8 protein-coding genes are annotated in these 12,333 nt (G+C 55.7%); 3 read left to right on the top strand and 5 right to left on the bottom strand.

Features of this window, described 5'->3' with window-relative positions:
• Positions 1 to 38: 38 nt before the first annotated feature.
• The 5 genes from CEE69_RS15640 to CEE69_RS15620 form a co-directional block, all read right to left on the bottom strand.
• Positions 39 to 3,344, bottom strand: a complete 3,306-nt coding sequence (locus CEE69_RS15640; protein ID WP_233215269.1) for a DUF6797 domain-containing protein — start codon at positions 3,342 to 3,344, stop codon at positions 39 to 41.
• Between the two features lie 94 nt (positions 3,345 to 3,438).
• Positions 3,439 to 4,239: a TlpA family protein disulfide reductase gene (locus CEE69_RS15635; protein ID WP_233215268.1), complete on the bottom strand. Its 801-nt coding sequence runs from the start codon at positions 4,237 to 4,239 to the stop codon at positions 3,439 to 3,441.
• A 68-nt stretch (positions 4,240 to 4,307) separates the two neighbouring features.
• Entirely contained in the window at positions 4,308 to 6,800 is a 2,493-nt protein-coding gene (hrpB, locus tag CEE69_RS15630) for an ATP-dependent helicase HrpB (RefSeq protein WP_099261558.1), read from the bottom strand.
• Entirely contained in the window at positions 6,797 to 8,242 is a 1,446-nt protein-coding gene (locus CEE69_RS15625) for a glucuronyl esterase domain-containing protein (protein ID WP_233215267.1), read from the bottom strand. The genes hrpB and CEE69_RS15625 overlap by 4 nt, the downstream gene beginning before the upstream one ends.
• Entirely contained in the window at positions 8,214 to 8,879 is a 666-nt protein-coding gene (locus CEE69_RS15620) for a family 16 glycoside hydrolase (protein ID WP_099261644.1), read from the bottom strand. The genes CEE69_RS15625 and CEE69_RS15620 overlap by 29 nt, the downstream gene beginning before the upstream one ends.
• Positions 8,880 to 9,264: 385 nt before the next feature.
• On the opposite strand from CEE69_RS15620, the gene CEE69_RS15615 reads away from it, so the two are divergent.
• From CEE69_RS15615 to CEE69_RS15605, 3 genes are read left to right on the top strand one after another with little or no spacing between them, the layout of a single operon-like run.
• Positions 9,265 to 10,755: a sulfatase family protein gene (locus CEE69_RS15615; RefSeq protein ID WP_099261557.1), complete on the top strand. Its 1,491-nt coding sequence runs from the start codon at positions 9,265 to 9,267 to the stop codon at positions 10,753 to 10,755.
• 26 nt (positions 10,756 to 10,781) lie between these two features.
• Positions 10,782 to 11,540, top strand: a complete 759-nt coding sequence (locus tag CEE69_RS15610) for a hypothetical protein (protein ID WP_099261643.1) — start codon at positions 10,782 to 10,784, stop codon at positions 11,538 to 11,540.
• Positions 11,534 to 12,316: an ADP-ribosylglycohydrolase family protein gene (locus CEE69_RS15605; protein WP_099261556.1), complete on the top strand. Its 783-nt coding sequence runs from the start codon at positions 11,534 to 11,536 to the stop codon at positions 12,314 to 12,316. The genes CEE69_RS15610 and CEE69_RS15605 overlap by 7 nt, the downstream gene beginning before the upstream one ends.
• Positions 12,317 to 12,333: the final 17 nt, after the last annotated feature.

Genomic DNA, 12,333 nt, shown 5'->3' with positions numbered 1-12,333 from the left:
TGCGATGAAGAAAATCATTGACTCTGCCGAGTTTTGCATCAATCACTCGTTGGGACGACATGAATCGTCCAGTAGACCTCTTCATCAAACTCTTCGCCGTCTTTGGCCCTCACTTTCAGCTGCAGTTGCAGTTGATCGACCGGTCCGAGTGTTGGCAGGTTCAAGCGTAGACGCGACGCCCCCGGTTCACCTGGAACAGCATTGACCTCCACCGATTCCGGCGTCAGCGTTTGCGTACCAATCTGCGGTTTTTCAGATTCGGCCGTGCCGGGGATGTACTGGTCCGACCCGTACGCCTTGCTCCACAAGTAGTCCCACTGGACGATTGAAAAAGCGGTAGCGTCGAAAACTGATTCAGGATCGATGGGGAAGTTGAGATCAAGCTCCAAACCGGCTTCCACGACGCGAGCATCCGTGATCATCTTGGGCGGTTTTCCGGTGTAGCGAAGTCGCTGAACACCGCCATCGGCCAACCCGAACCGACCGCCGCCGTTCCATCCCTGCAAGCCCGTGGCATACACCTGACCATCATGTGGATTGACGCGACCTCGCATGATCCCGGTCGAGAAATCATACGGTAATTTCACGATCGCAGCTTGCGAAGTTTCACCGACCTCCTGAATCATCATCATCGACATCCAACCTTTTCCAAAGCTGGTGTGCAGAAGATGATTGGAAAGCGGTCCAAACCGTTCGTCATCCACCCAAATCTGACCTCCCGACGAATTGTCGAACGCTTGCGGCATCCACACCAAAGGTTGCTCAAAGGTTTCCGGAGCGACCACCTGTGTGATGTCGATTTTGCCGCCATCCGGTTCCCACTTATCCGGGATGGAATAGGTCGGCACCCAACCGTGAAAGCTACCGGGTTTGGCGATCGAAACTTTCGATGCAGGAGTCCATTGGCCTTGGTTGTCACTCACCGTGATTCGTCCGCCGGGCAGTGTTCCCAAACCATTCGGTGTTCTGAATCCGGTACAAACGACTTCGCGTTGCTTGCCGTCTTTCGAAACTTTCCAAACGGCACCGGGCAACGCAAAGTCGGCACCATGCCCACTCTTGGCGTAGTAGAAGTTCCCATCCGAGTCGGTTTGCAAATCGAAGTTGAAAGCGTGAAAGTTCGTGGATACATCCGTGTCCGCGCTGAAACTCTCGTAAAAATCCGCTTCGCCATTCCCGTCACGATCATGCAAACGCACCAGGCGATCTTTGCAGGTCACGAACACATCGCCATCGACAACCTTCACTCCAAAGGGTTCGTAGAGACCCGCCGCGTAACGTTTCCAACTAAGTTCTTCGAGTGTTTCATCGATTCCCGAAACGATCCAGATGTCACCGCCGTGAGTCGCGATCGCCATTCGGCCATCAGGAAAGAAGTCTAGCGACGTGGTGCGGAACCAAGTGTTCCAAGGAGTCGAATCGGGTCGCGTCAGCGTGTCGAGAGCGTAGCCGTCTTGTTCCAAACCCAACGTGCCAACAGTCGCAATTTCCCCAGGCCAGCGCAGGGGCTCGGGTTTGGTTTGATCGCCCTGGATCAACTCTGATAAATCGATAACAGGCTTCTCAAGTGCATCGCCCGCCAGCATTCGAAAGGCGGAGAGTTCGCTCTCCGATTCCCCCACTGTGACGGTGACATGCAATCTACGAGCTGATCGATCCACTGGGATCGTCAACTTCAATCGTTTCGCCTTGGCGAGCTTCCAAGAGACACCGCGATCATCACCTGAAACACTGGCGGCCGTGAACGCCGAATTCTCGGGCTCCGAACTTTCGAGCGAGGCCACTTGGGTTGCCACATCGTATTCCCAATTGGTCCCGCCGCTGGGGCCTTTTCCGGCGGACAGCACCAACTCGGACCCGGGGCCAATCCAAAGTTCGCGTGCCAGCGTCCGCTGATCGATGGCGGTCGTGCGTTCCAAAACTTCGCGGCCATCGATTTGGTAACTCAGCACGACCTCATCACCGAGCAGATAGTAGCCACGGTAGTCCATCCACTTCTCTGGAAGCGGACCGCGTGGCAAGCTATTTGGCAGCGAATAGCCAAGCTTCCTTCCGTGCCCCCAATGCCACCCCGCCAGTCCAGGCACCGAGGTTCCGTCCGGATTCGCGGTTCCTTCCCCGCGAGGGCGTTGATGCTGAGTCTCATTGAGATCCAAGAACCCGCCCGACCACACATCAGCCAAATCCATCGTGTGCAGGTCATAAGACACCGTCAATTCTCCCAACGGCAGCGTCAGTACGCTTGGGAAGTCACGTCTCAGCTGTGAACCAAGTGCCAGCCCAAAGTCTCGTGGTTGAATCTCAAATCGCTTGCCGTCTTCGGTCCCTTTAGGAAGCGATTCAAGATAAGCATCGTTGATCGGTTCATAGCCTGGGTTCTGATCCTTCATCAACGTTTCGCGAATGTAATGAACCACCTGGTAACGCTGGTGCGGAGTCAGATACGTCATCGGCCCCATCAACCCGTTGCCCTTGGTCAACGTCATGAACATCTTGTAGGGGTCGGCACCAAACTTCAGCTTTTGCGAACGGAAGGCTCGAGCAGTCGGCAAAGCGGGAAGGTTGCCATCGGTACCATGGCAATTGGCGCAGTCGCCTTCAAACAATTGTCTGCCTTCGTCGATATCTCTTGACCGCAGCGAACGGAGAATGCCAGCGTGGTCCAGGTTCACCGAGTCGTCTTTGACGATCAACTGTTCCGCCGATGGCCGCAGCATTTTTTCAGCGATCTCGCCACCTCTCGCTACGCTCATCACGTATTTCAGCAGATCCAAGAAATCTCGCTGCGTTTGAATGGACTTCATCAACCCAGCCGGCATCATGGATTGCTCGTCCTTCTTCATCACTTCAATCACGTCGCGCGACAAAGTGAAATCTTTTTCCGGTGATTGGCCGAGCCGCATGGTGATCGTGGAATCATCCTGCTTCACCAGCATTCCTTTGAAGACTTCCCCGTCCTCAGTCAAAACCGAATACGTTTCATAGCCTCCGCGAATGTGCTTGGAAGGACGCAGCAACGCATCAACGAGGTATTCACTGGTCAACTCGTTTCCAAGGCTCGCGATTGGCGGTCCGAGCGGTGAAGCGTTCGGATCGTCGCCATGGCAGCTCACACAATTGGCGGCCGACTTGAAGAACACCAGAGCACCGCGTTTGGCATCACCGCGAAGACCTGCCTGGCGTGCCAAATGAAGCGGATCAGCCGCTTGAAGCTGCGCCTCCAACGGAATGGCTTGCCGGAGTGTCGTCGTTGGTGGATCTGCCACGGCGGTGCCGCTACCGATCAGGAGAAAGATGCCAACCCATATCCCGCATTTGCAACGCAGCAAGACAGACCGATCCATGTTGTGATCCAAAGGTGTTTCAGCGTTTCAACAAAAGTGTTCGCAAATCAACTTGCACGAGGCCGACTGCACCGAAGGATAGTCGAAGCCGAAGTCAGTTCAGCAGTTTCTCAACTAGCGGCACGATGTCGGCGTCATAGGTGAAGCCCGCCGTCTCGCCGACGTCCGAGAACAGCTTGACCAATTTCCCATCCGCGTCGAACACGATCACTGCGGGAATCGATCCAATGCCAATCTTCTCAAACACTTCGTCGCTGGGTGTCTGGATGATGTAGTTGTCAAAATCGGCTTCGACGCCACCGAGAAACTCGCTGACCTTGGGTTCGTAAGATTCAGGCGGACGAGTCTTGCGTCCATCGAAGTCCACGTTGGCACTCATCGCGACAACCTTTTCGCCGAAGCGTTTCTGCATCGCGACCAAGTTGGGGAACTCCTTCAGACAAGGACCACATGCGAGCGACCAGAGGTCTAACACCGTCACTTTGCCGGTCTTGCCGGCCTTCGCACGGACCGATTCCCACTTCGCGTATTCAATGGAAACGTCTTCAGCAGTCGCAACCAAAACGGACGCTGAGTCGTTGTTCGCCGAAGCATCTCTGCTCGCTCCCAGATCCAAGTCATCGGGCAGACTCATTCCGCCCTCGCCCGGATTCGAACGTTTGACCGGAGCCTCTGGCAAATCACCCTCGGGCAGAGTGATCCCGCCAGGCGTGTTCATATTCGGTTGGCGTGACTTTACGGCAGCTGGTTCTTCCGCGGGCTGCGTCACATCGGGTTCGGTGGAAACCTCCGGTGTCTTCGGCGTGGGCGCCGAGGAGGAACCGCATCCCCCCAGCATCAAAGCGGCGGGCAACACGGCATAGCGGATAGAACGCGAAAACGAGAATCGATCCATCGTTGAACTCGACATGGGGAAACGGACGAACAAACAACTACGTTAACAAAATGTCTGATCCTTGGCATTCAGCGACGCTTCATTCCGTTGAAACTCGCTGTCGCGGACAAAGGATCCTCCGGCCAATCGTGTTTCGGGTACCGACGCCGAAGCTCCTTTCGGATTTCTCCGTAAGTCGTGGCCCAAAAACTGGCTAGGTCATTCGTGATCTGCTGAGGACGACCATTCGGGCCCAACAAATGAAGCTGCAATGGCGTTCGCCCACGCAAAATCCGAGGCGTTTCTGGCCACCCAAAACACAACTGAATCTTCACTTCGATCCAAGGCGGTTTGCCCTCGACGTAGTGCACCGCCGCTTTGCGGCCACCGGGCAAAGTGACTTCCTCGGGCGCTTCGGATTGCACAATTTGCCAAGCTGAGTAGCCAATCATTCCGAGAACATGATCCTTCCATGGCGCCGACCTCAGTTCCTGCAGACTCGAGCGATTCATGCACAACTGCCGAAGCAACTCTAAATGCATCTCTCCGGTAACGACTGGGACCTGATCGTCGATCTCGCCAACCATTCCAATTCGATGCAAGAGCTTCTGAAACTTCAGTCCACCGAGCGGCAGTTCCGTCTTGGCGTTTTCAAACAGGATCGAAGCGGTCTCATCATTGCAGGGAACTTTGGCCGGAGTCTCGCGAAGCACCAAATCGCCGTAGGTCACCTGTCGCCGACAACGAACCGCACCTCGTTCCTGGTCCCATGATTGCGACGCCAGCGTTTGAACTTGTTCCTCGTCCAACCACTCTTCTCGAATTGGGACCGCCGCTCTGACCCGAGATTCAGTGCCACCGCCGTCGACATCAAAACAGAGCAACAGATCCTCGTTCGAAATCTCACCCAGCACGCGAGTCAGGCCGGACACTCCGCGACCACCAACCATTCGTCCGCGGTCCGGCGAATCCGAGCGACGCAAGACGACTCGATCGGGGTAGGCCGATAGCAAAGCCCGAGCAACCGCGGTCTCTCGATCAAGCTCCGATGTGGACTCAATCTCCCCAGACGCGTTGCCAGGCAAAGATTTGCGAATGGTTTCTGCTATCTGACGGATCGCTTTGATGGACGAAGCAGGGACCGTTCGCGGAACTCGATTGGTTTCTATCGCCTCCACCTTCTCCGCCAACGTCATGGAAGAGATGCTCTCCATCGGATCTCGTTCGCTCATCAATGCCGCTAGGATCGCGACTGAAGACTTTGCCAACGAGCCAACCGCTACGGTGGCCATCCGAGCAATACGCGGATGAAGTGGCAACGACGCCATGGCCCGCCCACCTTCAGAAATTCGTCCGCTTCCGTCGATCGCCCCCAACATCCGCAGCAGCGACTGAGCGGACTCAACCGCGTGTTCCGGAGGAGCGGTCAGCCACTGCATCGCGAACAAATCCGTTTCACCGTGGCTGGCCAGCATCAACACCATGTCACTCAGGTCAGCTCGCATGATTTCTGGCACGTCATATTCTTCGCGAGACCGTTGAGCCGCCTGGCTCCACAAACGGTAAGCCTCCCCAGGTGCCGTCCGTCCAGCACGCCCCGATCGTTGGTCGGCGGACGCCAGCGAAATGGATGTCGTTTCAAGTCGCGTCAGTCCACGACGTGAATCGAATCGGGGAACCTTTGCCATTCCTGAATCCACCACCGCGGTCACACCATCGACCGTCACCGAGGTCTCCGCGATGTTGGTCGACAAGACGATTTTGCGAAATTTCGATGGCCGGATGGCTTCGTCTTGCTGCTTTGGCGAAAGCGATCCGTGCAGCACAACAACGCGAGCATCCCCAGCCAGGTCGGCTCGTTCCAACTCCGACTGAACTCGGTGGATTTCACCCACACCGGGCAAGAACACCAGCACATGACCGTTGCTGCTTTCCAACGCCTCACGGATTGGTTTGACGATGCGTCTTTCGATCCGTTCGCCCGGTCGATCTTCGCCGTGATGAACCGAAACGGGAAACGCCCGTCCTTCACAGCGGAGCGGCACTGCGTTTTGCGGATTGGACCGATTCAAAAACGCCACGATGGGTTCCGTTTCCATCGTCGCTGACATGACCACCAAACCCAGGTCATCTCGCAGTTCGGAACGCAACCGATGCGTCATCGCGAGAGCCAAATCCAGTTCCAAGGTTCGCTCGTGAAATTCATCCAGCACCACACAAGCGACCTTTTCCAACAACGGATCGGACTGCATCCGCCGAAGGAACATCCCGGTCGTCATGAACAACACGCGTGTCGTCGCCGATTCGCGGCGATCCATTCGGACGTGATATCCGATCGTCTCTCCCACCGACTCGTTTCGCGACTTCGCGATCCAGCCCGCCACCGAACGTGCCGCCAATCGTCGAGGCTGGATCACCCAAATTTGACCGACGGTGTCCTTGTCCAGCAGAGTCTGCAAGACCGCAGGCGGAACCCCAGTCGTTTTGCCCGCACCCGGTGGAGCCTTCAGCACCACCGCGGTTCCGTTTCCGATCGCCGTTTGCAGCGGCGAGAGAACATCTTCGATTGGAAGTCGATTCATCGAGACTCGGTTTGCAGCGTCCGATCTGCGAGATCCAAATAACACTCCCAATCGTAGTCAGCCAGATCGTGTTTGCCTTCCCGAAGATGGTACTGCATCGGGCCCGCATTGATGACCGATTGCTTCTTCGGCATCGACGCGTCTTCAGCAACTTTGACATCGTCCGAAGACATCCCCAGCAGTTCATAGACCGGTGCGGCGGCCTGCCATGCCAAGAACTCGCCTTTGGGGTCGGCCCATTCATCTTGCGTTGCACTTCCGACCGCGATCGCTCGCGGAGCCGACAACGCAATCAATTGATGCTGGTCAATCGGAAGTGCGGATTCGTTCTCGTTGTATTGCAAGTAGGCGTCATTGAACCAGTGCGGAAACGAAGTGTTGATGCGTGCAACGGTTTCGCCAATCGCACGCCGGCAAAGTGCTGCGCCACCGCACCCTGAATCATTGCTGATCACCATCGCGAATCGAGGATCCGTCGCTCCAGCCCACAACGAAGTCTTGCCCAATCGCGAGTGGCCAAGCACGCCAACTTTTGTCGCATCCACGTTCAGTGCATCGGCTTGCTCGATCGCATCCAAAACACAAGACAATCCATACGCCCAACCGGCAATGCTTCCGGGGCGATGGTCTTCTGGCAATGACTCGATGAATTCTGGCATCACGCCATGGACGCCATTTTCGAATCCATCATCAAAGTCCGGGTCAATGTCACCGTAGTAGACCGTGATCATCGCATACCCTCGGTCAGTTATCATTTTCGATGGCCATCGAGTCGACGCGACACCACGGCCGGCTTCAATCGCCTTGTTGCCATCGGTCGATCCATTCCGCCGATCGCGAACCCAACTGGACGGAATTCGCGTTCTTGGGTCGTTGTCGATGGTGTGGTTGCCTTGAAAGTTCAGCCCCAAGATTGCTGGTGCCGGAGAGTCCGATTGTGGCACGTCAGCCAAAACCTGGACCACCAACGGCGATCGATCGCTCGATGCGTCCAAAGGCAAAATGGAAACGTCCAATTCGTGACGCGTCACGCCCGGTCGATAATCGCGGTCACTACGAACCACCTTCACCTTGATGTTGCGTTGCTCAGGCATGATGCCGAACACATGCTCCTCAAACAGTCTCAATGTCTCCGCCCGTCGGTCATTCCACTGTTCCGCCGTTTCGACCGGGTCACCGTCCTGCGTTTGCAACGCGGCGGGCAGTTCGTAGGCAGGGATCTTCGCTTCGTCGTAATTCGCTACAAACTTCTTGGTTGTTTGAGCCATTGCGGAGGTCGTGATGGACACAAGTGCCACGACAACGATCCCCGTCACCAATCGTCCGCAGTTTTTTCGAATATGCATCTTCGCCTCTGAATGAATGATTTGGAAAGTTAAAAGCATCTTGAACACGTAGCGATGCGATTGAATGTCAATCCAGCGAATAGATTTGCAGGTCATCCACCACGACGTTTCGTTTAATTGCCAACCGCAACAAACGCTTGGTCGGGTGAGCCATCCCTTCCGAGGAGAACGACGCGACCTCTTCCCCGTCGATCGAAACCGCCATCGTGTCGCCCACCACTTCCGCGGCAACGTGATACCACTTTCCCGTTTCCAGCTTGTGCGGCACTCGCTTTGTCTTGGTCTTCAGCTTTTCTTTCACTTCATCGGAAACCGTCCCAGCCTTGCGTGCTTCGCGTGTTTTCAGGTCCATCACGCCAGTTTTCAAATCCGCAATCTCGACCGCCTTCACACCCACGTTGACACGAAACAGATGCCCGGCCCAAACCTTCTTGTACTTCAGGTCGGCGAAGTTCAGACCCAATGAGTCCTTCGGATGTTCCAGCATGAACTTCAACTCAACACGGCCATCGCGAAATTCCATCGGATGGGTCACTGAGACGCCATGGTCAGCGGTTTCGTGAATGAAGATGCGCATGGCACCGTCCTTCAAATCAACCTGCTTGTGCCCGTTCGCTCGAGACTTGCTGTTGGTGTTCCAACCGTTGCCGACTTCGTCCCGTTCTTCCTGTGATTCGTTGCGTTCAAAACGGTCTTCAAAGATCAGTTTGCCAGTCTTGGACTCCTCGGCCACGGCGGGACCGCCGCTGACAACGGCTGCGAGAGAGAGCAAGCCAAAAGTCTTCCGCGAAAATTCACGGAGACGATCCAGGGACGGACACAAACGGTTTGGCACAAAGCCAGAGGAAAAGAACATCGATTGCTCGTGGATACGGGGCGGGGATGGAGGTGGGCATGCTTTCGCGAATCGTCGCTTGGCGTGATCAGCAGAACTGGTTGCCAAGACAATCGCACTCGGGAAAATGCATCGCCGAAGTATAGCTGAGCGATTCGGTGGCTGTGCAATCCGGTGTGAAGATGCAATCCAACGCCACAGATTGAAACAGGTTATCTTTTGAATCGTATCGGACAAATGTCATTGCCCCCCGACGTTCTGCATCCCACCCAAGCCCCACCACATGAAATTCGCTCACTCGCTACCACTGGCGTTTCTTACAGTACTTGCGACCTGTTGGCTCCATGACACCTCTGCCGACGATCGGCCCAATATTGTCTGGATCATTCCTGACGACATGTCGGCTCACTTTTCTTGCTACGGCGAGACCGCGATCGAGACTCCCAACGTTGACGCGTTGGCCAAAGGCGGAGTTCAGTTCAATCACGCTTACGTGACCGCGCCCGTTTGCTCGACGTGCCGTTCCGCCTTCATCACTGGCATGTACCAAACGACCATAGGGGCACATCACCATCGCAGCGGACGGGGCACCGAAAAGATTTATCTGCCTGCCAACGTGACGATGCTGCCAAAGCTGTTACAAGACGCCGGGTACCACACTTCTATCACTGGTTGGCCTACCAACGGTCGTTTGGGCAAAACAGACTACAACTTCGAATGGGACGCGACGATCTACGATTCAGCCGACTGGTCGGACCACGCCCCGGGCCAGCCGTTCTTCGCTCAGATCCAAACGCAAGGCGGCAAACTTCGTGGCAAAGACGCGAAAGGATGGGACAAAGTTGCGACCGCGGCGAAAAAACGCTTTGGTAAATCAACGCCGATCGAATCAGTTGTCTTGCCTCCGTACTATCCCAACCACCCTGACATCGTCCGCGACTGGGCCGCATACCTCGATTCCGTTCGCATGACCGATGCGATGGTCGGTGACGTTGTCGCAATGCTGGAATCCCAAGGTGTTCGCGAAAACACACTGATCCTGTTCATGACCGACCATGGGATCAGTCACGGGCGTGGCAAGCAGTTTTTGTACGACGAAGGCTTGCACGTTCCGTTGGTTCTGAACGGCCCCGGCATCGAACAAGGGACCGTGCGAGATGATTTGGTCGAGCACATTGACATCGCCGCGTTGTCGTTGGCCGCCGCGGGAATCGACATCCCCGATTCCATGCAAGCCCAAGACATTCTGGCGGCAGACTACGAACGACGCGACGCGGTCTTCGCCGCTCGCGATCGTTGCGATGAAACCGTGGACCACATCCGGTCCGTTCGAACCGATCATTTCAAGTACATCCGCAACTTCTTGCCAAATCGCCCGTACTTGCAACCGTGTGCTTACAAGGATGCGAAGGCCATCTTGATCGCACTTCGTGAAAGCAATGCGGCGGGCAGGTTGAATGACGATCAATCGCTGCTCTTTCAAGAAACTCGTCCCGAAGAGGAACTGTATGACTTGGAGAGCGACCCGCACGAGTTGCACAACTTGGCCGATGATTCCGAGCACCACGCAACGCTGATTGCTTTGCGAGGAAAGCTGAACGATTGGATGGAACGAACCAACGATCAAGGCCGAATGCCGGAGTCAGAAGCTCAGTATGAGAGCGACATGAAGGTTTACTTGGACACGCTTCGCCGCCGAGCGACACCGGAACACCTGCAAACCGTCGAGCGAAACATCCAGTGGATGCGAGACCGGACCGCAGAAGGGAAGTGAATCCACCAACACCCACGATGAATGACATGAATGACGAATCGAACAACTCGGAGAGTGCATCGCGAGCGGATTTGGTCGGTGTGCTCAAGGAGTTCCCGCTCACGTATGAGCAACACCAGGTCTTGCACAAACCAGGAATTGAGATCCTGGTTCATCGTATCCTTCGAAAGCGTCATTGGTTCACGGTCAGCCTCGCCGTGTTGGCATCGGCCTGTTTCGCCTTGGCAATTCGCGGGCTCGTTTTTGGATTTGTCTATTCACTGTGGCTCGTGACAGGTGTGGTGCTGGGGTATTGGGCGTATCGGAGGGTGAATCGGTCCAGAGCCCTACTTACCGCGTACCAGCGATATGAAGAAAGCCGATTGGAACGTGCCGACGAGTCGATTTCGCTTGGCGACGCACTGCGGCTTTCGTTTTCGCTCGACTACGACGAACATCAAGCGATCCACCAACGAGATGACCAGTTGGTGGCCGACCGCATGATCGATCGTTTCAACAAGAATTCGGCTGGACTTGCACTCGGTGGTGCGGGGATCTCGCTGATCACTTGGAATCGCGTTGGACTTCACGCTCTTCCCTTCATCGTCGTGATGGTCGCCGCGGTGGGCGTTTGTTGTCTTTGGAATTGGTTGCAAACTCAGCGAGTTAAAACGATTGTCGAGCAGCATTCCGATACGACCATCGCGAGTCAGCAAGATCCGCTGCAATCGCTTCGGGAAGCCTCCATCGCTGACGACGAAGAAGAACAAGCGGCGGTATCCAAATCAAGGCAAACGACATGTTAGGCGCGATCGTTGGAGATATCGTCGGATCGTACTTCGAGCACTATCCGACCAAGTACACGGATTTCGACTTGTTCACCGAGAACTCGTTTTTCACCGATGACACCGTCCTCACAGTCGCAGTTGCAGACTGGATCATGAATGGCGGTGACTTGCACACCTATTTCCACGACTACGTCGAACGCTACCCGGGTGCTGGCTTCGGGGGCACATTCATTCGTTGGGCGCAGAACCGGGACACGGAGCCCTACGGAAGTTGGGGCAACGGTTCCGCGATGCGGGTTTCCCCTGTCGCCTACGCTCGCGAATCATTGACCGATGTGATGGAACTCGCCGAGCGAACGGCCAGCGTCACGCACAACCATCCCAACGGGATACTTGGCGCGGTCGCCGTGGCAGGATGTGTCTTCATCGCACGAACCGGAGGAACGAAAGAAGAAATCCGCAAGTTCGTCAGCGAAGAGATCGGTTACGATCTCACACGAACGATTGACTCGATTCGCCCGTTCTATTCCTTCGACGTGTCGTGCGAAGGATCGGTGCCCGAAGCCATCACTGCATTCTTGGAATCATCGTCCGTGGAGGAATCAATTCGGCTGGCGGTCTCACTTGGCGGTGATTCGGACACGATGGCTTGCATCGCCGGTGCGATCGCGGAACCATTTTTCGGTGGATTCCCCCAAACACTCTGGCAACCCGCTGCGGAACGCTTGGATGATTCTCTTCGCGCGACGGTGGAAGCGTTTTGCGAACGCTATCCGGTGATGTCCACTAGTTAGCTCGAGTCTCGGTTGAG

The organism is Rhodopirellula bahusiensis, from assembly GCF_002727185.1.
In the GTDB taxonomy this organism is placed as follows: Bacteria; Planctomycetota; Planctomycetia; order Pirellulales; family Pirellulaceae; genus Rhodopirellula; species Rhodopirellula bahusiensis.
Note: the sequence above shows the minus strand (reverse complement) of the source record. Positions and strands in the feature narration are given on the sequence as shown.